Genomic DNA, 23216 nt, shown 5'->3' with positions numbered 1-23216 from the left:
CCTCGGCGGACATCTTCTTGAGCCGGCGGTTCTCCTCCTCCAGCTCCTTCATGCGCGCGACCATGGACACGTCCATGCCGCCGAACTTGCTGCGCCACTTGTAGAACGTCGCCGAGCTGATGCCGTGTTCCCGACACAACTCCGGCACGGGCGCACCGGCCTGGGCCTGCTTGAGCACGGCGATGATCTGGCTGTCGGTAAAGCGGGACTTCTTCATGGAACCTCCTCGAGAAAGGGGACGAGAAAATTCCACTTCTGGCGTCTGCTAATGGGCGGGGGGATTACCGTACTAGCCCGCAAAACCCAGACAGTTTTGCCGAACGGGACAGGCGCATGAAGATAGACAGTGCGTTCCGCGGACACATTCGCAGCCTCACAAAGTTGTCGGACTACGAGCGCCGTGTATGCGCTATGACTCTCAATCTCGAAGATCGCAACGTCTTCAGAAATGCGGCCTTTTCAACACCTTGGCATCGAGCGCGCCGCGAAGCGGCGGGTTGAATGAATTGTTAGGTGCCATGCTGCAGTGGAAAGCCGCCCGAAAGCAATTCAACTTCCGAGAGCATGCAAATGCTATTGCCGCCACATAGCGGCCTGACGCCAAGAATGACACCGGAGGGGCCGTGCTCAGCTTGGATGACGACGACGGGCTCGGACTCACCAGACTCAAGGCGCTGGAGAGCGCAGCACGGAGGCGTGAAGTCCGCGGGCTCGGACCCGCCAGGGATGTAGAACACGGCTCTACCCTCTGTCACATCCGCCTCGGTTGCGGGGCGATGAGCCACGTGGGGAACCGACGATCAGCAAACTTCTTCTACCCGACCCCAGAGATTGTCCATGGCACCTAACGCCTGAATTAAGCCGAGCTTTGAAGCGGCGTCGGCTTGAATGAGCTGTAAGGCCGACGGGCCGTGAGACACAAACTCCAACGGCTCGCGTCGCAAGGACCATTCTGGCAGGTAGATACGACCGAACGGCGGCGACAACAACATGACGCCAGGCTCCTCGACGCCGATTGCCTGCATCTCCGACGGCATAAGGACTACCAACTCAACGGTGCCGGGTGTCTGGCCGTTCTCCAAGAGGACGGAGTCTCCGGCCTTGATTGGCGATCCGTCTGCGTAAGTAAACATGTTCTTTCCACAACGGCCTAACTACTATTGGACCGCCTAAGCGGTGCTGCGCGAAGTATCGACTAAGGTCGGATATCTGGGAAGGGAAAATTCCTATTTCGTAACAGTGGCTCGCCCAATAGCAACCGGCGTTCTCGGCATTGTTGCTGGTTGCGTTATCCGACGTTTGAGCAGGCGAATGAGTTACACCCGTGGCGATGCAGGCGTAATGACGTCCCTGACCCCAAGCTGTTGGATCAGGTCCGTGGTCGGCTGCGACTTCATCATTACTGTCTGCGGACCGAGCAGGCGTATGTGAGCTGGATTCGGCGCTTCATTCTGGCAAATGGCCAACGGCATCCAGGACAGATGGGGCACGTAGAGGGCGAGGCGTTTCTCACCGAATTGGCGACGCGGGGCCAGGTGTCTGCCGGCACGCAGGAGGTCGCGCGCTTGCTGACGATGCTGGAGGGGACTTGTCGGCTGGTGGCGGGGCTGCTGTATGGCAGGGGATGCGGTTGCTGGAATGCCTGCGCTTGCGGACCAAGGAGATGGACGTGGACCGCGGCGAAATTGTGGTGCGCGACGGCTGGGACGCGGAGCATCTGCGGTACGTAGTCCGCTGGGCGGGCTCAGCCGTCTGGATGGTGGCGCGGAACATGCGGGGCGAGCGATGCAGTAATAGAACGCTTGCCACCACCTTATCGACATCGCGTGCTCTGAATAACCAGAGCACGCGATGACGACTGCCAATCGCCGCACTGGTTTGCAGCGACCTAGCGGCTGACTGCAAGCAAGTTGCGATGACTGCGTTGAATCAGCATGTGTCACCGGCTGCCTTGCATTGCGCTGGCCATCCGAAGCCAGCTCGCCACGCCGCGCTCACTGGCCTCAGCCGTCCAACAGCGCCTTATCCCGCACCGCTCCCTTGTCCGCACTGGTCGCCAGCAGCGCGTACGCCTTCAATGCAGTAGTGACCTTGCGTGGGCGCACTTCCACCGGCTTCCAGCCCTTGGCGTCCTGCTCGGCGCGACGCAGCGCAAGTTCCTCGTCCGAAATCAGCAGATTGATCGAACGATTGGGAATGTCGATGAGGATCCTGTCGCCCTCGCGCACCAGGCCGATCGCGCCGCCTGCGGCGGCTTCCGGCGATGCGTGGCCGATCGATAATCCCGAGGTGCCGCCAGAGAAGCGGCCATCGGTGAGCAGGGCGCATTGTTTGCCCAGGCCCTTGGATTTGAGATAGCTGGTGGGGTAGAGCATTTCCTGCATGCCGGGGCCGCCCTTGGGGCCTTCGTACCGGATGACCACCACATCCCCTGCAACCACCTCATCGGCGAGGATGCCCTTGACTGCCGCATCCTGGCTCTCGAACACGCGGGCATTGCCTTCGAACACGTGGATGGATTCATCCACGCCTGCAGTTTTCACTACGCAGCCGTCGCGGGCGATATTGCCGTACAGCACGGCCAGGCCGCCTTCCTGCGAGAACGCGTGTGCGACATCGCGGATGCAGCCGTCGCTGCGGTCGGTATCCAGGCTGTCCCAGCGTGTGGCCTGGCTGAAGGCGATCTGCGTGGGAATCCCGGCCGGGCCGGCTTTGTAGAACGTGTGTACGTTTTCATCGTCGGTCTGGGTGACATCCCATTGCGCGATGGCATCGGCCAATGTGCGGGCATGCACGGCGGCGGCATTGGTATGCAGCAGGCCGCCGCGTGCGAGCTCGCCGAGAATGGCCATGATGCCGCCGGCGCGATGCACGTCTTCGATGTGGTACTTGGGCGTGTTCGGCGCAACCTTGCACAGCTGCGGCACGCGCTTGGACAGGCGGTCGATATCCCGCATGCCGAAGGCAACCTCGCCTTCCTGCGCGGCGGCAAGCAGGTGCAGGATGGTATTGGTCGAGCCACCCATGGCGATGTCCAGGGTCATCGCATTTTCGAAGGCTTCGAAGGTGGCGATGCCGCGCGGCAGGGCGGTGGGATCTTCGCCGCCATACCAGCGATGGCACAGTTCCACCGCCACGCGTCCGGCGCGCAGGAACAGCTGCTCGCGATCGGCGTGCGTGGCGACAACCGTGCCGTTGCCGGGCAACGACAGGCCCAGCGCTTCGGTCAGGCAGTTCATCGAATTGGCGGTGAACATGCCCGAGCACGAGCCGCAGGTGGGGCAGGCGCTGCGCTCGAACTCGGCTACCTTTTCATCGGAGGCACTGTCGTCGGCGGCAATCACCATCGCATCGATCAGGTCGAGCTTGTGCTCGGCCAGCTTGGTCTTGCCAGCTTCCATCGGGCCGCCGGAGACGAACACGGTGGGGATGTTGAGCCGCAGCGCGGCCATCAACATGCCGGGGGTGATCTTGTCGCAATTGGAGATGCACACCAGCGCGTCGGCGCAATGCGCGTTGACCATGTATTCGACCGAGTCGGCGATGATCTCGCGGCTGGGTAGCGAATACAGCATGCCGTCGTGGCCCATCGCGATGCCGTCGTCCACGGCGATGGTGTCGAACTCCTTGGCCACGCCGCCGACGCGTTCGATCTCGCGCGCGACCAGCTGACCAAGATCCTTCAGGTGCACATGCCCGGGCACGAACTGCGTGAACGAGTTGGCGATGGCGATGATGGGCTTGTGGAAGTCGCCATCGCGCATGCCGGTGGCACGCCACAGGGCGCGGGCGCCGGCCATGTTGCGGCCGTGGGTGGAGGTTTTGGAACGGTACTCGGGCATGGCGATTCGACGGCTGATTGGCGAGCGGTGGCTGGCAATTAGAGCGCGTCGTGACTGTTGCTGCTGCAACCGTCACGACGCGCGCAGGGTCCGCACGTTAGCACGCACGCCGGCGTGCACTTGCAGTGCAGCGCCGGACGCTGCCGGCATGCCGCGCAGTTGCCGCTCAGGCGCCATCGGCTCACGGGCCTGCACCTGCGCAGCGCCGTTGGCCTGTCATGTAATGCGATGTAAACGTATGCGCCCGGGCATGCAGTGGCAGGAGTGCGAACCGGCGCGCAGATCCGGGCGCTGGGGCGCGGCCACTATCGAAAGGGGTCGGTGCGGCCGAGGGGGAGCTGCGCCGACGAGGATCTTTCCAACGGCACCGCAGGAGGCGCCCCTATGTCCGACCGTTCATCTCCACGCCGTGCACCAGCGGCACCGCCCCACTCCACCACGCCACCGGTCGCCGGCGGCATCACCCGCCGTCGCGTGCTGCAAGGCGCGGCCGGCGCCGCGGTCGTGGCCACCACCGGCTGGGCAGGCCGCGCAGCCGCGCAAAGCGCCAGCCTGCCGTTCGCTGGCCTCAACCTGTCCGGTCTGGCCTCCAATAGTTATGTGGAAAACGCCGAGATCGGCACGCATTACCGCGCCATCACTGCTCAGCATGTGGCCGCGGCAGGAAGCTGCCCGCTCTTCCGTCTGCCGACTACCGCCGCGCGCTTCACGCGTGGGCAGGGCGCACCGTTGAACGAGAGCTACTGCAAGCAGGTGCAGGACGCGCTGGACAACATCGCTGCGCGCGGCAACCGCGTCGGCGATCTGGCGGCGGCCGAGCTGTGGGCCGACACCTATCCGCTGCGCAACTTCAATTACGTGGGCTATCTGGATAGTCGCGACCAGCTGCTCAAGCTCTACGAATACCGGGTGATCGGCACGCCGGGGTGCACGCTCTACAACGACGCCGGCCTGCCGGATCTGTGGGCGCGTATCGTCAACCGGTTCAAGCAGCATCCGGCGGTATTCGGCTGGGGCGTCATGAACGAGCCGTACCAGGGTGCCGAGCGCAACGCGGATGGCACGGTGCTGTCGATGGCCGCACATTGGCAGAAGACCGCCACCGCCTGCACCAAGACCATCATCGACCGCGATCGAAACCATTTCGTCTTCGTGTGCGGCAACGGGTATGCCAGCGCCCGGCGGTGGCAGGACGATTCGATGGACCTGTTCGACATCCCGGACCCGTACAATCGCATCGTGTACGAGGCGCACAACTATCTCGACAACAACGGCAGCGGGGGCGGCAACTGGATTGGCCCCGGTGGGCGCAACGAGGTGATCCAGCCGGATACCGGCATCAACATGGTCAGCCCGTTTATCGAAGCGCTGCAGCAGGCCGGCAAGCGCGGTTATCTCGGCGAGCACGGCTATCCGGCCGGCAATCGCAGCGCGGAGATCGCCACCACGCGCATGCTGGCGCATCTGCAGGCCTACAACATTCCCAGCACGCAATGGTGCTTTGGCCCCGGGTGGCCGGACGACGACGTGCTTGGCATGAGCCGCGACGTGGGTGCGGACATCCAGGCCAAGGCCAATCTCGCCGCCGTACAGGCATTCTTCGACGTACGCCTGTCCAGCTACATTCCGCCCCGCTAGCCGGCATCGCCGCCGCTGCCGGGAGGTGGCGGCGGTTTACACTGCGGCATGCACATGGACATCCCCTGCCGCGCTGGCTGCGCGGCCTGCTGTATCGCCCCATCCATCAGTTCGGCCATTCCCGGCATGCCGCATGGCAAGCCGGCGGGAGTGCCATGCGTGCAACTGGACGGGCAGGGCCGCTGCCGCCTGTTCGGCCTGCCGACGCGGCCAGCGGTCTGCACCAGCCTGCGTCCGTCCCAGGACATGTGCGGTGCATCGCGCGCCCAGGCGCTGACCACGTTGACGGCACTGGAGCACGCCACGCAGCCGTAGCCGCGCGCACCCTCGCTACCGTCGCACCCGCGCCAGGCACGTTGCTGGCGCTGCGGCTCAGCTGGCGGGCGAGGCGCCCAGGTATTGGTCCTTGAGCCGCACGTAATGTTGCGCGGAGTAATGCAGGCTTTCGATTTCCTTGTCGCTGAGCGTGCGCGCCAAACGTGCAGGATTGCCCAGCCACAACTCGGCTTCGCCGACCACCTTGCCCGGGCCGACCACCGCACCGGCACCGACGAAGCCATAGCGCCTGACGGTGGCGCCATCGAGCACGCAGGCGCCCATGCCGATCAGGCACAGGTCTTCGATGGTGCAGGCATGCAGGATGGTGCCGTGGCCGACGGTGACGTCCTCGCCGATCACGGTGGGGTAGCCGGCCTTGTTGAACGCGCTGTGGTGGCTGACGTGAATGATGGTGCCGTCCTGCACGTTGGTGCGCGCGCCGATCTGCACATGATTGACGTCCCCGCGAATCACGGTACCCGGCCAGACCGAGACGTCATCGCCCAGGCTCACCTTGCCGATGATGGTGCAGGCAGGATCGACGTAAACGCGGGCACCCAGCTGCGGGGTGTGGTCCAGGAAGGAGCGAATCGGGGTCACGGCATCTCCGTCGGGTCAGCGTGCCGCCTACTGCGGACACGCTGCGGATGATACCTGCGCTGCGGTTGCCGGTGCGGCAGCGGCAGGGCAGTGCGCTGAAGCAACGAACACGCGGATGCAATGTGTGCGAGGTCGTTGGCAGACGTGGCCGGGTGGGTCGACGTCCAATGGATTGTGTCGTGCCGGCAGAGGTTCCAAAAGCCGCGGACGGCACATCACGCGATGCATCCGAAGCCATCGCAGCGCTGGCCAAGCGCGTTGGCGCATTTCCGATAAGCGCACAGCGCTGCGGTCATTCGTCTTGAACCGGCTGTGCAATCGGCTAGCGTGTGCAGGCGGTCGCGACCCACTGCGCATCGGTGATTGCACGCATCGCTGCCGCGCAGCCGGCCTTGCACACTGCGCCGTTCAACGGCGACTGCAGCGCCTTCGGGCCAACCCTTCTCGCACTACAGGGCATGTCAATGCGTCAGCACACTGCATCGTTTGGGCACTTCGTGCTGGAGCGCATGACACCGTTTCAGTGGAGGGCCGTGGCGGTGTGCGTGTTGCTGACGATGCTCGACGGCTTCGATGTGATGGCGATGGCGTTCACCGCACCGCACGTGTCGGCGGACTGGCAGCTGTCGGGCAAGCTGCTGGGCATGCTGTTCAGCGCGGGCCTGATCGGCATGGCGCTTGGCGCACTGGGGTTGGCGCCGTTGGCAGACCGCATCGGCCGTCGCGCACTGACGCTGGCATGTCTGGCGATCCTGACCATCGGCATGGGCATGTCCGCACTGGCCAGCACTGCATGGCAGCTCGGGGCGCTGCGGCTCCTGACCGGTCTGGGGATCGGCGGTATGTTGGCCTGCGTTGCGGTCACGGCAGGGGAGTTTTCCAGCCCCCGTTGGCGCAACACTGCCATCGTGCTGCAGGTGACCGGCTACCCGGTCGGTGCCACGCTGGGTGGCATGATTGCCGAACTGTTGATGCAGCAATGGTCGTGGCCCGCGGTATTCGTCCTCGGGGCGGCGGCATCGTTGCTGTGTGCGCCGTTGGTGCTTGCATTCCTGCCCGAGTCGCTGGAGTTCCTGATCATGCGCCGGCCACCCGATGCGGTCGCGCGCTTCAACGCCGTGCTGGCGCGGATGGGGCTGCCGCCGCACGACGCATTGCCGCCGTTACCGCCGCAGTCTGCCACGCAGGCACAAGGCTATTCGGCCCTGTTTGACGTTGCCATGCGGCGGCACACGCTGCTGATCGCGCTTGGCTTCTTCGCGCTGATGTTTGCGTTCTACTTCGTGATCAGCTGGACGCCGAAGCTGCTGGTGAGCGCCGGCTCGTCGGCCACGGAGGGCGTCACGGGCGGGGTGCTGTTGAATCTTGGAGGCATCGGCGGCGGCTTGCTGTTCAGTGGGCTGGCATCGTGCGTGCGGCTGTCGCGCCTGACGATCGGGTCCCTGTTGCTGATGGGCCTGGCGATGCTGGCCTCCGGCCTGTGCAGTACGCAGTTGAGCTGGGCGCTCGCCGTCGCCTTGCTCACCGGGGCAGCGATGTTCGCTGCGGTGGGCGGCATGTACGCCATTGTTCCGGTCGTCTTCAACGCTGCGGTGCGCTCCACTGCGCTGGGCTGGGCGATCGGGGTGGGGCGCTTCGGTGCGATCTTGTCGCCGTTCTGTGCCGGGATATTGCTGGATGCCGGGTGGTCGCCGGCCATGTTGTATCTGGCCTGCAGCGTGCCGTTGCTGTTGGCCGTCGCCGCCGTGCTGGGGATGCGGCTGCCGAACCGCTGAGCGGCCCGCCCACAGCCGCGTCCGGCGTCACATCCAGGCCTTTCGTCGACCCGGTCACGCGCCAAAGAAATCGTGCGGTGTGCCGATAACACCGCAGACCGCCAAGTCGTGGCGGGCTTTCCCTGGACATTGTGCAGACCAGCGCCGGCATGCTCAGAACCATCGACTCAGATCAACTCCGCCCCGGCATGTATGTCTACAAGCTGCTGGGCGCGTGGGTGCACCATCCGTTCTGGAAGACATCGTTTCTGGTCGATTCCGAGGATGTGGAGAAGATCCATGACAGCCGCATCGAGCAGCTGGTAATCGACACCGCGCGCGGGCTGGATGTGGAGGCGCCCACGACCTCTGGCGCGTCCGCCGGACCGGGCGTGCCGCCGAGCCCGGCGCCTGCCCCGGCGCCCGCAGCGCGCGAACCGCCGGAGCCTGCTGCCACGTCCCGTAGCGTGCGCACCAACAGCGTGACCGCCCAGGTCGGCATCGAAGCGGAGGTGGTGCGCGCACGGCGCATCTTCGAAGACGGCCGCGACATGGTCGAGGCGATGTTCCGCGATGTGCGGCTGGGGCGCACCGTCGACACAGAAGCGGCCATGCCGCTGGTGGAAGCCATCAACGACTCGGTGTTGCGGCATCCGCAGGCCTTGATCAGCGTGGCGCGGCTCAAGACCGCCGACGACTACACCTATCTGCATTCGATGGCCGTGGCCGGGCTGATGAGCGGTTTGGCGCGCCAGCTCGGCCTGCCCGAATCGCAGGTGGTGGAAGCGGCGATGGGCGGCCTGTTGCACGACATGGGCAAGGCGGTGACACCGTTGGAAATTCTCAACAAGCCCGCCGGCTCACCAACGAAGAGATGGAGGTCATGCGCAAGCATCCGCTGGATGGCCATCGGCTGCTGGTGGCCGGCGGCGTGCAGAACGCGGTGGTGCTGGAAATCGCGTTGCATCACCACGAAAAGATGGATGGCAGCGGCTACCCGAATCAATTGGTGGGCGAGAATATTTCATTGATGTCGCGGATGGGCGCGGTCTGCGATGTCTACGATGCCATCAGCTCTGACCGGCCTTACAAACGCGGTTGGGATCCGGCCGAATCGCTCAAGCAAATGGCGTCCTGGAAGGGCCATTTCGATCCGGTGGTGTTCCAGGCCTTCGTGCGCCGGCTGGGTATTTATCCGGTCGGCTCGCTGGTGCGGCTGGAGTCGCAAAAACTTGCGGTGGTGATCGAACAGACGCCCGATTCGCTGCTCAAGCCCAAGGTGCGCGTGTTCTATTCGGCCAGGCTGCGCAGCCACGTGCTGGTGCAGGACATCAACCTGTCGCGTCCGGACTGCCATGACCGCATTGCGCAGATGGAAAGTCCTGCCGAATGGGGCTTCCGCGATCTGGAAAAGCTCTGGCTGCCCTAAGCGGGCCGCACAGGCGTTGAGCCGGTGGCCTTCGCTGCAATGCGCGCGTTGCGTCATGCGCGCCGACCACCGTGACACCCTTCGGACAGAAGCATCTCGCGCCCATGCGATGCGCTTGCGGTCCTGGCTGCGCCCACGGCCGCCAAGCCCGCAGTCACTCCTGCTAGCGAACGCGACCATGCTGCGCTGCAGCTTGGCAATGTAGTTATGATCAATAACTATTCTGGAACGCAATCACTTGCCGACCGGAACCATGTCTCAGCCCTGCCCAGATCACCGCCGCCCCCTATCAGCCGCAGCGCTGGCCAGCCGTTGCAAGCTGGGTGGGTGGCAGGGTGGTGTGGCTGACACACCCACCGCGCGTGCACCGGCAGCGTGCCTGTCCACATCGGCAGGCCCGGTGGCGTCTACAATGCGCTGCACGCCGTGGATCGGCGTTGCGGATGGGGCGCATCGCGCGTCCCGGTCCGCCCGCTGCCTCTGTCGCGAGAACCGCCATGCCCGTCACCGCCCTTGCCCGATGCCGTTACCACGGTGGATCAGGCGCGGCTGCTGCGGTTGCTGGGGTATCGCATCACCCGCACCGAGTTGATGGTGCGGCGGATGTTCCAGGAGTGCGTGGCCGCGTTCGACCTCAAGCCGGTCGACTTCTCGCTGCTGATGCTGGTGGATGGCAACCCGGGCATCAACCAGCGCCAGATCGGCGATGTGCTGCACGTGTCGCCGCCGAATCTGGTGATCGTGGTGGCCAGGCTGGTCAAGCGTCGCTTGCTGCGGCAGGTGCGTGGTCGGCAGGACCGGCGCATGCAGCACCTTTCGCTGACCGCGGCCGGTGCCGCGCTCCTGGCCGCCGCCGAGGCCGAAGTACTGCGCATGGAACAGCAACTCAGTGCCGTACTCGGTTCCAGCGAAGCACCGTTGTTGCGCGCCCTGGACCGTCTGGACCGTCTGGACACGCCGTAACCCGTATCCGCCGGCGGTCCGCCGCCCGGCAGCGATTCTCAACGAACGTTTCCACTGCACGTGCTGTGCGTAGCGCGGGGCGCGCGCTTGCCTGACGTATGTGATGTGGCACGCACCGCTGTTCCTTTCCAACGCGGGAGATCTCTGCAGTGATTCGATCATCGGTGATGCGTGGCGCGGGTGTGGCAGCAGGCTGGCGGCTGCGCGCGGTGCTCGGCCTGGCGGCAGTCCTGGCAGCGGGCGCGGCGCCTGCGCAAAGTGCGCCACAGAGCGCGGCGCTGACCAATGGCATCAATACCGGGGGCACCAGTTTTCTGGATGGCTTCACCAGCACCACGCCCGGCCTGGCGGTCGTCGCCTACCTGCGGCACAACGCGCTGGATGCCATCAAGGACGCCCGTGGCAACGATATCCCGGTGTTCGACAATCCGCGGATCGATTCCACCGTGTTGCTGACCCAGTTCGCTTACGTCACGCCCTATCGATTGTTCGGCGGGTCGCTCGGCATCACTGCGCTGGTGCCGCTGGTCAATCTGGACGCCTCCTTCGGCCGCAACAGCATTGCCACGCTGCGCGACAATGGCGCCGGCGTGGGTGATGTGACGTTCGGACCGTATCTGCAAATGCCGCCGGTGATACGCAACGGGCGACCGGTGTTCTCGCAGCGGTTCGAATTGGACGCCGTGGCACCGATCGGCAAGTACGACGGCCATCGCGATCTCAACCAGAGCTCCGGTTACTGGTCGCTTATTCCAAGCTACGCATTCACGGTGCTTCCCACGCCCCGTTGGGAAGTCAGTGCACGCATCAACTACATCTACAACTTTCGCAGCGAGCGCCGTCCGAACTTGCCGCCAGGCTTCGACTTCCGCAATGGTCAGGCAGGCGACGCGGGATGGATCAATTTCGCCACGTCCTGGGAAGTGGCACCGAAGCTGCGGCTGGGCATCAATGCGTACTACCTGACCCAGTTCCGCGACAACCGCACCAACGACCAGCGTGTGCCGGATAGCCGTCAACGCGCGTTCTATGCAGGGCCGGGTGGCGTGTGGGCTTTTGATGCAAAAAACATCGTGTTCGCCAACGTCTATCTACCGGTGGAAGTCAGGAATGCCGCGTCCGGCAACAACGTCAATTTCGAGTATGTCCATGTGTTCTAGCGCCGGCACGGCTGGCTCCTTCGGAGGATGGCAATGAATTTGCAGAACAAGACGATCGTGGTGACCGGCGTGGCGTCGGGCATTGGCGCGGAGGTTGCACGGCTGGCGCGGTTTCACGGCGCCAAGGTGATCGGCGTCGATCGCATGCCCGTGCAGATGACACTGCACGGCTTTCATCAGGCCGATCTCGGCGACCCGGTATCCATCGATGCCTTGGTGAAGGCCTTGCCGGATCACATCGATGCCCTGGCAAACATTGCCGGCGTGCCGGGAACCGCGCCGCTGGATGTGGTGGCGCGGGTGAACTATCTGGGCTTGCGCCACCTGACCCAGGGCTGCTGCCACGCATCGTTTCTGGCGGTTCCATCATCAATGTCGCCTCGATCCTGGGCGCCGAATGGCCGCAGCGTCTGGAGCTGCACAAGCAGCTGGCGGCAACTGACAGCTTCGACAGCGGCAGCGCGTGGCTGGCGGCGCATCCGGTAGCGCACGACACCTGCTACCAATACTTCAAGGAGGCGTTGATCGTGTGGACTTTGCTGCAATCGCGGCCCTGGTTTGCCGACCACGGCGTGCGCGTGAACAACGTGTCTCCAGGTCCGGTGTTTACCCCGATCCTGGGCGATTTTGCCGCCATGCTCGGCGAGGAACGGGTCAAGGCAGACGCCAAGCGCATGACCCGCCCGGCGTATGCCGATGAAGTGGCCGAGGGCATCGTGTTTCTCGCATCCGACGCTGCCCGCTGGATCAACGGCATCACCCTGCCGATCGATGGCGGGCTGGCTTCCACCACGCTGTAATCCCTACACGCTTTAGCAGGAGGCTAGACCATGAATGCTCTTTCCAGCGCAACCGCCGCTGCGACCGACACGCCCGCGTGGCATGGCTGCATCTTCAATGGCGACTGGGTGCCCGGTCGCGGTGGCAGCTTGCCCATCCACGAGCCGGCAACCGGCGCCTTGCTGCATGAAGTCGGCAAGGCCGACCTGGCCGATGTCGCCGCTGCCATCGCACAGGCCAAGCAAGCGCAGCGTGCCTGGGCCGCAACACCGCCGCGCGAACGCGCGGCCGTGTTTCATCGTGCTGCGCAGGCAATGCAGGCAATGCAGGCACGCAGCGCCGAAGCCACCTTGCTGATTGCGCGCGAAACCGGCGGCATCCTGCCCAAGGCCCAACGCGAGGTGGACGAATCGGTGGTGTTCTACCAGCAGGCCGCTGCCATGCCGCTACAGGCCAGCGGCCAGATGTTGCCGACGGCATCCGGCCAACTCAGCCTTGCACGCCGCCTGCCGTTGGGCGTGATCGGGGTGATTTCGCCGTTCAATTTCCCGTTGATTCTGTCGCTGCGCTCGGTGGCGCCGGCGCTGGCGATGGGCAATGCGGTGATTCTCAAACCCGACCCGCGCACGCCCTACACCGGCGGTGTGATCATCGCGCAGGTGCTCGAAGACGCCGGCCTGCCGAAGGGCTTGCTGCACGTGTTGCATGGCGATGCGCCGATTGGCCAGGCGCTGGTGGAATCGCCGGATGTTCCCATGATTGCGTTCACCGGTTCCACGGCCGCCGGCCGCCGCATCGGCGAAATTGCCGGACGCCACCTGAAGAAAGTCTCGCTGGAACTGGGGGGCAACAACGCAGTGATCGTGCTCGACGACGCGGATCTGGACAAGGCTGCCTCGGCGGTCGCATTCGGTGCGTATATGCACCAGGGCCAGATCTGCATGGCGACCGGGCGTGTGCTGGTGCACCGCAGTGTGGCGCAGGCACTGACCCAACGGTTGGCCGACAAAGCGCGCCATTTGCCGGTGGGCGACCCGGTCAGCGGCACCGTGGCGTTGGGCTCGATCATCGACCAACGCCAGCTGCAGCGCGTCGTCGACATCGTCGGCGATAGCGTGGCAGCCGGCGCGGTCGTGGAAGCGGGCGCCACCCACGAAGGCCTGTTCTACGCGCCCACGGTGTTGTCCAACGTGCGCCCGGGCATGCGCGCGTTCGACGAAGAAGTGTTCGGGCCAGTGATCAACATCACCGTGTTCGACATCGACGACGAAGTGGCCGAGCTGGCCAACCAGGGCGAGTACGGGCTTGCGGCAGGCATCTTGTCGGCGTCGGTCGCGCGCGCGCTGGCCCTGGGTGAGAAGTTGCACACCGGCCTGCTGCATATCAACGACCAGACGGTGGCTGACGAGGTCGTCAATCCATTCGGCGGCACCGGTGCATCAGGCAACGGCACCAGTGTGGGCGGCCCGGCCGATTGGGAGCAATACACGCACTGGCAGTGGCTGACGATCAAGAGCGACGTGCCGCAGTATCCGTTCTGATCGCAATGGCTTGGTGATGGAGTGGCTGGTTCTGCCTCTCCATCGCTGCAGGACGACGGTCTGTGCTGAACCTATTCGCCTTGGTCACTTGTGTAGGCCTGGCATGGCTTTTCTCAGACGCAGCCGGAAGCTTGGTGAGTCGAGCGTGCGGTGCCTCACCGCTCGCGGAGCACGCCGTGCATCCATCCATTGAGCCTCGATGGCGGCATCCATGCCGCCAACGGTCCCGCCATCGGCAAGGCCACCGCACCAGGACGTTTGTCGGCAGTTTGATGCGGGATGCTCCTGATACGCAGGCGCCGCTGCACTGCGAGCGGGCGTCGCCTGTCGATTGCACTGACAGACCGGACCACTCGACTGGTCCGTAGCCGCTCACCGTCGCAGAACCATTGCTGGCATGGACGCCGCCACGGCGCTTGCATGGACGTACTTGCAGCGTGTCCTGCGACGATTGGCAGGCAAGGGCCTGCAGCAAGTCTGCAAATGCTTCTCTCTACAACGCGCACAGCGATTGAGTGACGTCGTTCGGTTGGTCGCTTCTGCTAACCGGCGCGAAAGCGCGTCGGCGAGCAACCGGCGTGCCGTGCGAAGTAGCGGCTGAAATAGGCAGCGTCGAAAAATCCAAGGCTGGCGGCAATCTGTTGCACGCTCAGGCTGGTGTAACGCAAGCTGCGGCGTGCTTCCAGCATGATCCTGCGCTGGAGCAACTGCAGTGCAGAGGCGCCAGCCAGGCGCTGGCACAGCGCGTTGAGGTGACCGGGCGTCAACCCAAGTTGATCGGCATATCGCGAAATCGGCCAGTGGGCGCGGTAGTGCTGGTCGATCAAGCCTTGATAGGCGCGCAGATGGCGCAGCGCCGGGTCGGCCTGCGGGCTGATTGCTGCGGCATGCCGGGCGCGTTCCAGTGCCGTACGCGCCATCCAGATGACCAGCTGCGCCGCGGCGGCCTGCGCTGCGATGTCATAGCCGATCGAACGGCGTGCGTGGTCCTGCGCAATGCTGCCAAACAATACATCCAGCCATTGGCGTGCAGGCTGCGCGTGCACAACGGCTGGCGCGGCCATGACCTGTTGCAGGAATGGCGCAGCGTTCAGCGCAGCCCTGACCAGCGGCATGCACATAGTGATGACGTGCCCACGCACTGCCGAGTCGAAGCCAAAACCATGCACGCAAAGCGGCGGAAGCCACACCACGCTGGCACCGCGCAGGCGTTGGGTGCGCCCGTCCAGCTGCAGCGTGGCCGGCCCGCGTTGCACATAGACCAGTTGCGCCAAATCCTCGTGTCGGTGCGGCACGATCTGCCAGTCGTGCAGCCGGCTGCGTGCGGCAATCGATTCCCAATGCAGCAATTCCGCGGCATCGGCGTGTTGCTCGCCGTACAAGCCGAAAGCGGGGACGGCGGCGGGGTCGGGCACGGATGTGGCCATCGTCGAAAAGTCCAAGCACTGCACGCAATCATCCCTTCAATGCAGCGCTTTGGCTACCGACACTGCACGCATCGTCATCCAGGCCAGGAGCAATGCATGCGAACGCAGGTTGCGATCATCGGCGCCGGCCCATCCGGCCTGTTGCTGGGCGAACTGTTGCGGCTGGCTGGCATCGACTGCGTCATCATCGAGCGGCAAACGCCCCAGCATGTGCTGGCGCGCATCCGCGCCGGGGTATTGGAGCAAGGCAGTGTGGAACTGCTGCAGCGGGCCGGCGTCGGCGAGCGCTTGCAGCGCGAGGGCCTGCTGCATCACGGCTTCGAATTGTCCCTGGACGGTCAGCGCGAGCGCATCGATCTGCTGCGCGGCTGCGGACGTGGCGTGACGGTCTACGGGCAGACCGAGGTCACCGCCGATCTGATGCATGCGCGCCAGCGCAGCGGGGCACCGACGTACTACAACGCGCAGGACGTGACCCTGTGCGGTGTGGAAGGCACCACGCCTGCCGTGGAGTTCAAGCAGGACGGCCAGCGCAAGCATCTCGCCTGCGACTACATCGTCGGCTGCGATGGTTATCACGGCGTCAGCCGAGCCAGCATCCCCACCGAGCGGCTGCGTCTGTTCGAGCGCGTGTACCCGTTCGGCTGGCTTAGGGTGCTGGCCGATACCCCACCCGTGCACGACGAACTGATCTACGCACGCCATCGGCGTGGGTTTGCACTATGTTCGATGCGCTCGCCCACCCGTACGCGCTATTACATCCAGGTACCGGCCAGCGCGCAGGTGGAGGCCTGGAGCGATCAGGCGTTCTGGGACGAATTGCGTGCACGGCTGCCGTCCGCGTTGGCGGCGCAATTGGTCACCGGCGCATCGATCGAGAAGAGCATCGCACCGCTGCGCAGCTTCGTTGCCGAACCCATGCAGTACGGTCGCCTGTTCCTGGCCGGCGATGCTGCGCATATCGTGCCGCCTACCGGCGCCAAGGGGCTGAACCTGGCGCTTGGCGATGTGGGCGTGTTGGCGCAGCTGTTCGAGCGGTGGAAGACAAGCGGCGATGCCAGTGTGCTGGAACAGTATTCGACATTGGCCTTGCAGCGGGTGTGGAAGGCCGAACGTTTCTCGTGGTGGATGACCACGCTGCTGCATCGCTTCGATGACGAAGACCCATTCACGGCGCGGCTGCACGCAGCGGAGCTGGACTATCTGCTCGGTAGCGAGGCGGGACGCGCAACGCTGGCGGAAAATTATGCAGGTCTCCCGTTGACCGCGCTGGCCGATTGATCGGGCGTCGGTGATTGCTTAACGCCAGATACCGCCTGACGAATCTCCATCATCGCGCACGGTGGCAGTACGGATTCAACGCCGCCTTGGCTCCAGAAATGCGATGCGTGCGCACAACAGGCTTCCACAAACCGGCTTGCATGACACCCGTCAGCGCACATGCTCCGTGTCAGCCGACGCCCGCTCAATCGCAACATCCGGTCCATCCAGCACGCGGGGGCACAGCACGCGGGTGGCCACCATGCCGGTGATGTTTTTCTCACCAACTGCTGCGCAAGTGCCCAGGTGCATTTCCAGGCGTCTAGCGGGCCAATCAACGGCACCGGTAGGGTGGCGATGACGCGTTCATGCAGCTGTGCACACGCACGCGTCTTCCCCCCGCTCAACGGACACGTTGCTGGCATCTCCGATGAGCGCAATGCCACTCTCCACCCAGGAGTACTCCATGAAGAAGTTGCTCTCCCGTACCTTGTTGCTGGTCATGTTGGTCGCGCCAATGGCCGCGTTCGCGCAGACTGCGGTGACGGCCAATCCGAATCATCAGAAGATGCTGCTCGGCAGCACCTGGTATGAAACTGCCAACAAGCGGCTAGTCTACGATTTCTGGCGCACCGTGTTCGAAGCTGGCCAGGTGTAGTACGCGCCGATGTACATGGACAAGAACTACATCCAGCACAATCCGAACGTGGCCAATGGACGCGATGCGTTTATCGCCTTCCTGACCGCGTTCGTGAAGCCGACGCCGGTGCAGCCGCGGGTGCAATTGCCCTTGGTCGCCATCACCGCCGATGGCGATCTGGTCACCCTGGTGTCGGTGCGCACCTTGCCCAACCCCAACAAGCCCGGCACCACGTACACCACCACGTGGTTCGACATGTTCCGGATCGAGAACGGTCTGATCAAGGAACATTTGGACTCGGATACCATCGCTGGCCGTGCCAGCACCGGCGGCCAGTAACCACTGCTGCACACCAGGCTGCGTTGCCTAGCCCTGCGTGTGTCCTCGACCCAGAGGATTCGCTCGTCACAGCGCCCACCTCATGGTGGGCGCTGTCGTGTTGGCGACACCCGTGTCAGCTGATGCGGAACCCCATCGTCGCTTCCACTGCCTGCTGCCAGCCGGCGTACAAGGCCTCGCGCTTGTCGTCGGCCATGGCCGATTCGAAGCGGCGATCCACCGCCCATTGCTTGGCGATTTCCTCGCGGCTGCCCCAGAACCCGGTTGCAAGACCTGCCAGATAGGCCGCACCGAGCGCCGTGGTTTCCGCGACTTCCGGGCGGAGTACAGGCACATCGAGGATGTCGCTCTGGAACTGCGCCATGAAGTCGTTGGCGATGGCGCCGCCATCGGCACGCAGTTCTTTCAGTTCGATGCCGGAATCGCTCTGCATCGCGGTGAGCACGTCGCGGGTCTGGTAGGCCATCGATTCGACGGCTGCGCGCACGAAGTGTTCCTTGGTGGTGCCACGCGTCAGCCCGAACACCGCGCCGCGGATGTCGCTGCGCCAGTACGGCGCGCCCAGGCCGACGAAGGCCGGCACGATGTACACGCCGTCGTTGTCGCCGGCACGCTCGGCGTAGGCTTGCGAATCGCTGGCCTTGCCCAGCATGCGCAGGCCATCGCGCAGCCACTGCACCACCGAGCCGGCGACGAAGATGGCCCCTTCCAAGGCGTATTCGACCTTGCCGTCGATGCCCCAGGCAATCGTGGTCAACAAACCGGCCTTGGAAGCCACCGCCTTGTCGCCGGTGTTCATCAGCATGAAACAGCCGGTGCCGTAGGTGTTTTTCGCCATGCCAGGTTCGAAACAGGCCTGGCCGAACAACGCGGCCTGCTGGTCCCCGGCAATGCCGGCGATGGGCACCTGCTCGCCATAGAAATACTGGGTCTGGGTCATGCCATAGACCTCGCTGGAGGAGCGTACTTCCGGCAGCATCTGCGCCGGCACGTCCAGCATGGCCAGCAGTTCGGCATCCCATTCCAGGGTGTGGATGTTGAACATCATGGTGCGCGAAGCATTGGTGTAGTCGGTGACGTGCACCTTGCCGCCGGTGAGATTCCAGATCAGCCAGCTGTCGATGGTGCCGAATGCCAGCTCGCCGTTTTGCGCGCGTTCGCGCGCGCCTTCGACGTGGTCGAGGATCCACTTGACCTTGGTCCCGGAAAAATACGCGTCGATCAGCAAACCGGTCTTGTCGCGCACCATCTGCTCATGCCCGGCTTCCTTGAGCTGGGCGCAGATGTCCTTGGTCTGTCGCGACTGCCACACGATGGCGTTGTAGATCGGCTGGCCGGTGGCCTTGTCCCACACCACCGCGGTCTCGCGCTGGTTGGTGATGCCGATCCCGGCGATCGCGCGCGCATCGATCTGCGCGTTGTTGAGCAGCTCGGTGATGGTGGTATAGACGCTGGTCATGATCTCGCGCGGGTTGTGTTCCACCCAACCCGGCTGCGGAAAGATCTGGCCGAATTCGCGCTGCGCCACGCCGGCCACCTTGCCCTGGCGGTCGAACAACATCGCGCGTGAGCTGGTGGTGCCTTGATCGATCGCAAGGACGTACTGCTTTTCCATCGAAGATTCCTCGAACAATGCCGGCATTGGCGCACGGCGAGAAAGGTCGGTGCAGGCGATGACGACGCGTGGCCGTCAGGGTTTGGCCACAGATAACGTCACGCGTGGCCAGGGTGATCGTTGACTTCGCTCAGCACCATCACAGCGGATCGTGTGGTTTGCCGCCACCCTGCAGATGGCGCACCCGCGCCGGCAGGAATGGCAGGATCAACCACTGATAGGCCAGCGCGCCGATCGGCCCACCGATCAACGGGCCAACGATCGGGATCCACCAATAGTTGTCCTTGGCCGGCAACGCGGCCTCGCCCCAGCCGGCGAAATACGCAAACAGGCGCGGGCCGAAGTCGCGCGCCGGATTCATCGCCCAGGCTTCCAGATAGCCCATCGACGCGCCTAGCGTGGCGACCAGCAAGCCGATCATCAACGCGCCGGAGTTGGCAGTCGGTGCGGCCTCGTTGAACTGCTCGGTGATGGCGAAGATGCCGAAGATCAGGAACGCGGTGATGATGATCTGGTCGACCAACGCGTGCATCGGCGTGACCGCCAAACCCGGTGCGGTGAAGAACACCCCGGCCGCGCCGCCGGCTTCGCGGGTGAGCTGCTGCACTTGGTTGAAGTGATCGATCACCGGCCCGTACAACTGATAGACGATGGCCGCGCCCAGGAATGCGCCGACGACCTGAGCGACCCAGTAGGGCACCACCTTCTTCCAGGAAAAGCCGCGGAACAGCGCCAGTGCCAGCGTGACCGCCGGATTGGCGTGCGTGCCGGACACCGAGCCGGTCACGTAGATCGCCAGCGTCACCGCCAGGCCCCAGGCGATACACACGCCCCAATAGGCGTTTTGATAGGGGCTGGGGTCGTACAGGATGTACATCGCCGCCACCGAATCGCCGAGCGCGATGATGATGAACATGGCGACCGCTTCGGAGATCAACTCACCCACGAGTTGCCGGCTCATGCGCGCATGCCCGCAAGATCAGTGATGCAGATAACAGCGTGCAGCACGCTTGCTTGCGCGCAGCGGTGGTCGGTGATGCTCATCTGGGGTGCCCTCCACGTGACTTGGGTGATGCTGGCTGAAGCGCCGTAATACGTTGCCGGACGACCCGTCCTCGCCGACAACGCGGTGTGTTCAAGCAGAAACGACGTCGCGTTGCCGGATCGGTTGCGTCTGCAGATAGTCTTCCAGGCGCTGCCGCGCGGCCGCATCGATCCGCAGGCCGAGCTTGCTGCGCCGCCACAGAATATCGTCGGCAGCCACCGCCCATTCGTGTTCACGCAGGTAATCCACCTCGGCCTGATACAGGTCCGCGCCGAAGTGCGTGCCCAGATCGGCCAGGCTTTGCGCATCGCCGAGCAGTTGTTCGGCGCAGGTGCCGTAGTTGCGCACCAGCCGCTGCGCGGTCGCTGCCGGTAGCCACGGGCGCGCGCGGCCGACGCGTTCCAGCAAGCTGGCGATATCGCGCTGCTCGCCGCCCGGTAATGCTTCGCCACGCGCGGTCCACGCCGGCTTGCGTGCGCCCAGCGCGTGGGTCAGCCGGTCCACCGCCTCTTCGGCCAGCTTGCGATAAGTGGTGAGCTTGCCGCCGAACACGTTGAGCAACGGCGCACCCTCGGTGACCACTTCCAGCTGGTAATCGCGGGTCACTTCGGCTGCGTTGTCTTCGGCGTCGTCCAGCAACGGGCGCACGCCGCTGTAGTTCCACACCACATCGGCGGGGGAGATCTGCTGCTGGAAATACAGGTTCACCGCATCGCACAGATACTGCACTTCGGCCGCATCGATCTTCGGCGCGGCGGGGTCGGCCTCGTAGTCCACGTCGGTGGTGCCGATCAAGGTGAAGTCGTGCTCGTAGGGGATGGCGAACACGATGCGCCGGTCCGGTTGCTGGAAGATGTATGCATGGTCGTGATCGAACAGCTTGGGCACCACGATATGGCTACCCTTGACCAGCCGCAGTGCGTGTTCGTGCGGCACCGCGGCCACGGTGTCCAGGAACGACACTGCCCAGGGGCCGGCCGCATTGGCGAGCGCGCGCGCCTGCACCGTGCGGCGGCGGCCCTGGCGGTCTTCGAGCTCGGCATACCAGAAGCCCGCATCGCGCCAGGCACCGACGCAACGCGTGCGGGTGTGGATCTTGGCACCGCGCCTGGCGGCGTCCATCGCGTTGAGCACCACCAGCCGCGCGTCCTGTACCCAGGCGTCCGAATACACGAAGCCGGTGCGCAGCGACTCCTGCAGCGGCGCACCGACCGGGTGCGTCCGCAGCGATAGCCGGCGCGAGCGCGGCAGGCTGCGCTTGCTGCCGCCCAGATGGTCGTACAGGAACAGTCCGGCGCGAATCATCCAGGCCGGACGCAGGTGCGGTTGATGGGGCAGCAGGAAGCGCAACGGCCAGATGATGTGCGGGGCCAGCCGCAGCAACACTTCGCGCTCGGCCAGTGCCTTGCCGACCAGCGCGAATTCGTACTGCTCAAGATAGCGCAGGCCGCCGTGAATGAGCTTGGTACTGGCGCTGCTGGTGTGCGCGGCCAGGTCGTCCTGCTCGCACAGGCACACCGACAAACCGCGCCCGGCCGCGTCACGGGCAATGCCGACCCCGTTGATGCCGCCGCCGATTACCAGAAGATCGTACATCTCGCCCATCGGTGCCTCCGTCCGGGTGCGCTGACGAGCGAACCCAAGTTGTCATGTTCGAACATATTCGAACATCGAACCTTGCGGCGGCGTGAAGACGGTTGGCGCCAACGCGACCAGGGACAGGCACGCAAATCGGCTGTGGAAACGGAGATTAAATGCGGCTTATTGGCGAACTCGGTGGTTCTTGGCGGCCATCGCATAAAAACGATCAAAAACGAACATCCGCCTCAGTCGGTTGCGTTCGCGTCCGCCAGGTGCACCCGGGTGCCGGCCTCGGCCAGCACACTCGCCAGCTCCTGCGGCGGCGGCCGGTCGGTGAACCAGTCGTGCACCTGTGCAAGTGCGCCCAGCCGCACCATGGCGTTGCGGCCGAATTTGCTGTGGTCGGCGGCCAGCAGCACGTGCCGCGAGTGCTCGATGATGGCCTGCGCCACCCGCACTTCCTGGTAATCGAAATCCAGCAGGGTGCCGTCCAGATCGATGCCGGAAATGCCGATCACCCCGAAATCCGCTTTGAACTGGCGGATCAGCTCCACCGTCGCCTCGCCGTTCACGCCTTGGTCGCGCCCGCGCACCACACCGCCGGCCACGATCACCTCGAAGCTGGGGTTGGCGCTGAGCATCACCGCTACGTTGAGATTGTTGGTGATCACCCGGAGTCCGCGGTGCTGCAGCAACGCGCGTGCGACTTCTTCGTTGGTGGTCCCCAGGTTGATGAACAGCGAGGCATCGTCGGGAATGAAGCGCGCAACACGTGCGGCGATGTGCTGTTTTTCGCGGGCCTGCAGCGCCTTGCGTGCGGTGTAGGCCAGATTCTCCACGCTGGAGGGCATGCTGACGCCGCCGTGATAGCGGCGCAGCACGCCGGCATCGCAGAGCAGGGTCAGATCGCGCCGGATGGTCTGCGGCGTCACCTCGAAGCGCGTGGCCAAACCTTCGACCTCGGCAAAGCCCTGCTGCCGCACCAGCGCCACCAATTGCTCCTGGCGCGGGTTCAATGCCGGCGCCGGGACAGTCCTGTAGTGAGTCGACTCCATGCGCAGATGATCGCGCATACGCGTGAGGATGCAAACACGGCCGCGTGCACGCAGCGCGCGATATGGGCTTGCGGGCGAACATCGGCCTGAAGCGGTGCACGCTTGACGATTGCCGGATGCGCTGCGCCCAGGCTTCGCGTTCCTGGACGCATCCGATTGCCCAGCAGGCTCGGCCAGGGCTCGGTAAGAATCATCGCCCTCGATGTGTGCTGCTGAAGCGCCAACGAGA

The 23216-nt window shown here is 64.6% G+C and carries 16 protein-coding genes and 5 pseudogenes; 11 read left to right on the top strand and 10 right to left on the bottom strand.

Annotated elements, in window-relative coordinates; genetic code table 11:
* Positions 1 to 217, bottom strand: a 217-nt coding sequence (locus J7360_RS01360; RefSeq protein ID WP_209033089.1) for a transposase, incomplete at its 3' end; no start/stop codon positions are given.
* 583 nt (positions 218 to 800) lie between these two features.
* Positions 801 to 1133, bottom strand: a complete 333-nt coding sequence (locus J7360_RS01355; protein WP_209033087.1) for a hypothetical protein — start codon at positions 1131 to 1133, stop codon at positions 801 to 803.
* Positions 1134 to 1311: 178 nt separating this feature from the next.
* Between J7360_RS01355 and J7360_RS01350 the strand changes: the two are divergent.
* Positions 1312 to 1702 (top strand): annotated as a pseudogene (locus tag J7360_RS01350) (phage integrase N-terminal SAM-like domain-containing protein); the annotation flags it as partial.
* 301 nt (positions 1703 to 2003) lie between these two features.
* Here J7360_RS01350 and ilvD read toward each other — a convergent pair.
* Complete coding sequence (gene ilvD, locus J7360_RS01345) at positions 2004 to 3842, bottom strand: dihydroxy-acid dehydratase (RefSeq protein ID WP_057663595.1); 1839 nt, start codon at positions 3840 to 3842, stop codon at positions 2004 to 2006.
* A gap of 384 nt (positions 3843 to 4226) precedes the next feature.
* Between ilvD and J7360_RS01340 the strand changes: the two genes are divergently transcribed.
* Positions 4227 to 5480, top strand: coding sequence for a cellulase family glycosylhydrolase (locus J7360_RS01340; RefSeq protein WP_209033085.1), 1254 nt, complete (start codon positions 4227 to 4229; stop codon positions 5478 to 5480).
* A gap of 93 nt (positions 5481 to 5573) precedes the next feature.
* Positions 5574 to 5795: a proteinase inhibitor gene (locus J7360_RS01335; RefSeq protein ID WP_343237332.1), complete on the top strand. Its 222-nt coding sequence runs from the start codon at positions 5574 to 5576 to the stop codon at positions 5793 to 5795.
* Between the two features lie 57 nt (positions 5796 to 5852).
* Here the strand turns inward: J7360_RS01335 and J7360_RS01330 are convergent, their stop codons facing one another.
* On the bottom strand, positions 5853 to 6398 hold the full coding sequence (locus J7360_RS01330; protein WP_057663603.1) for a gamma carbonic anhydrase family protein: 546 nt from the start codon (positions 6396 to 6398) through the stop codon (positions 5853 to 5855).
* A pseudogene (locus tag J7360_RS01325) lies at positions 6395 to 6626 on the bottom strand (hypothetical protein). The gene J7360_RS01330 and the pseudogene J7360_RS01325 overlap by 4 nt, the downstream one beginning before the upstream one ends.
* 236 nt (positions 6627 to 6862) lie before the next feature.
* Here J7360_RS01325 and J7360_RS01320 point away from each other — a divergent pair.
* The 6 genes and pseudogenes from J7360_RS01320 to J7360_RS01295 all read left to right on the top strand — a co-directional run bounded on the left by J7360_RS01320 (position 6863) and on the right by J7360_RS01295 (position 14025).
* Positions 6863 to 8173 (top strand): MFS transporter, encoded by a 1311-nt coding sequence (locus J7360_RS01320; protein ID WP_057663631.1) that lies wholly within the window; start codon positions 6863 to 6865, stop codon positions 8171 to 8173.
* A 149-nt stretch (positions 8174 to 8322) separates the two neighbouring features.
* Positions 8323 to 9581, top strand: a pseudogene (locus J7360_RS01315) (HD-GYP domain-containing protein).
* Positions 9582 to 10094: 513 nt separating this feature from the next.
* Complete coding sequence (locus J7360_RS01310; RefSeq protein ID WP_209033083.1) at positions 10095 to 10544, top strand: MarR family transcriptional regulator; 450 nt, start codon at positions 10095 to 10097, stop codon at positions 10542 to 10544.
* Positions 10545 to 10711: 167 nt separating this feature from the next.
* A complete protein-coding gene (locus J7360_RS01305; RefSeq protein ID WP_057663606.1) occupies positions 10712 to 11704 on the top strand; it encodes a transporter in 993 nt (330 codons plus the stop codon).
* A 33-nt stretch (positions 11705 to 11737) separates the two neighbouring features.
* Positions 11738 to 12504: pseudogene (locus tag J7360_RS01300) on the top strand (coniferyl-alcohol dehydrogenase).
* A 30-nt stretch (positions 12505 to 12534) separates the two neighbouring features.
* A complete protein-coding gene (locus J7360_RS01295) occupies positions 12535 to 14025 on the top strand; it encodes a benzaldehyde dehydrogenase (RefSeq protein ID WP_209033081.1) in 1491 nt (496 codons plus the stop codon).
* Positions 14026 to 14567: 542 nt separating this feature from the next.
* On the opposite strand, the gene J7360_RS01290 is transcribed toward J7360_RS01295, so the two are convergent.
* Positions 14568 to 15452, bottom strand: a complete 885-nt coding sequence (locus J7360_RS01290; RefSeq protein WP_057663612.1) for a helix-turn-helix domain-containing protein — start codon at positions 15450 to 15452, stop codon at positions 14568 to 14570.
* A gap of 96 nt (positions 15453 to 15548) precedes the next feature.
* Between J7360_RS01290 and pobA the strand changes: the two genes are divergently transcribed.
* Entirely contained in the window at positions 15549 to 16733 is a 1185-nt protein-coding gene (pobA, locus tag J7360_RS01285; protein WP_057663615.1) for a 4-hydroxybenzoate 3-monooxygenase, read from the top strand.
* Between the two features lie 445 nt (positions 16734 to 17178).
* A pseudogene (locus J7360_RS01280) lies at positions 17179 to 17691 on the top strand (nuclear transport factor 2 family protein).
* Between the two features lie 115 nt (positions 17692 to 17806).
* Here the strand turns inward: J7360_RS01280 and glpK are convergent.
* From glpK to J7360_RS01260, 4 genes are all read right to left on the bottom strand, one after another.
* Positions 17807 to 19306 carry a glycerol kinase GlpK gene (gene glpK, locus J7360_RS01275; protein WP_209033079.1) on the bottom strand — a complete coding sequence of 500 codons (1500 nt, stop codon included), beginning with the start codon at positions 19304 to 19306 and terminating at the stop codon, positions 17807 to 17809.
* Positions 19307 to 19445: 139 nt separating this feature from the next.
* Positions 19446 to 20267: an MIP/aquaporin family protein gene (locus tag J7360_RS01270; protein WP_057663618.1), complete on the bottom strand. Its 822-nt coding sequence runs from the start codon at positions 20265 to 20267 to the stop codon at positions 19446 to 19448.
* 174 nt (positions 20268 to 20441) lie between these two features.
* Positions 20442 to 21956: a glycerol-3-phosphate dehydrogenase gene (gene glpD / locus J7360_RS01265; RefSeq protein ID WP_057663621.1), complete on the bottom strand. Its 1515-nt coding sequence runs from the start codon at positions 21954 to 21956 to the stop codon at positions 20442 to 20444.
* Between the two features lie 221 nt (positions 21957 to 22177).
* Positions 22178 to 23005 carry a DeoR family transcriptional regulator gene (locus J7360_RS01260; RefSeq protein WP_057663624.1) on the bottom strand — a complete coding sequence of 276 codons (828 nt, stop codon included), beginning with the start codon at positions 23003 to 23005 and terminating at the stop codon, positions 22178 to 22180.
* Between the last annotated feature and the right edge of the window lie 211 nt (positions 23006 to 23216).

Source organism: Xanthomonas sp. D-99 (assembly GCF_017746145.1).
Classification (GTDB): domain Bacteria; phylum Pseudomonadota; class Gammaproteobacteria; order Xanthomonadales; family Xanthomonadaceae; genus Xanthomonas; species Xanthomonas cissicola.
This window is presented reverse-complemented; position numbering and strand designations above follow the sequence as displayed.

Coding starts and splice junctions, on each gene's coding strand:
- J7360_RS01355 (WP_209033087.1), bottom strand. CDS start 1,133: ATGTTTACTTACGCAGACGGATCGCCAATCAAGGCCGGAGACTCCGTC.
- ilvD (WP_057663595.1), bottom strand. CDS start 3,842: ATGCCCGAGTACCGTTCCAAAACCTCCACCCACGGCCGCAACATGGCC.
- J7360_RS01340 (WP_209033085.1), top strand. CDS start 4,227: ATGTCCGACCGTTCATCTCCACGCCGTGCACCAGCGGCACCGCCCCAC.
- J7360_RS01320 (WP_057663631.1), top strand. CDS start 6,863: ATGCGTCAGCACACTGCATCGTTTGGGCACTTCGTGCTGGAGCGCATG.
- J7360_RS01305 (WP_057663606.1), top strand. CDS start 10,712: ATGCGTGGCGCGGGTGTGGCAGCAGGCTGGCGGCTGCGCGCGGTGCTC.
- J7360_RS01295 (WP_209033081.1), top strand. CDS start 12,535: ATGAATGCTCTTTCCAGCGCAACCGCCGCTGCGACCGACACGCCCGCG.
- J7360_RS01290 (WP_057663612.1), bottom strand. CDS start 15,452: ATGGCCACATCCGTGCCCGACCCCGCCGCCGTCCCCGCTTTCGGCTTG.
- pobA (WP_057663615.1), top strand. CDS start 15,549: ATGCGAACGCAGGTTGCGATCATCGGCGCCGGCCCATCCGGCCTGTTG.
- glpK (WP_209033079.1), bottom strand. CDS start 19,306: ATGGAAAAGCAGTACGTCCTTGCGATCGATCAAGGCACCACCAGCTCA.
- J7360_RS01270 (WP_057663618.1), bottom strand. CDS start 20,267: ATGAGCCGGCAACTCGTGGGTGAGTTGATCTCCGAAGCGGTCGCCATG.
- glpD (WP_057663621.1), bottom strand. CDS start 21,956: ATGGGCGAGATGTACGATCTTCTGGTAATCGGCGGCGGCATCAACGGG.
- J7360_RS01260 (WP_057663624.1), bottom strand. CDS start 23,005: ATGCGCGATCATCTGCGCATGGAGTCGACTCACTACAGGACTGTCCCG.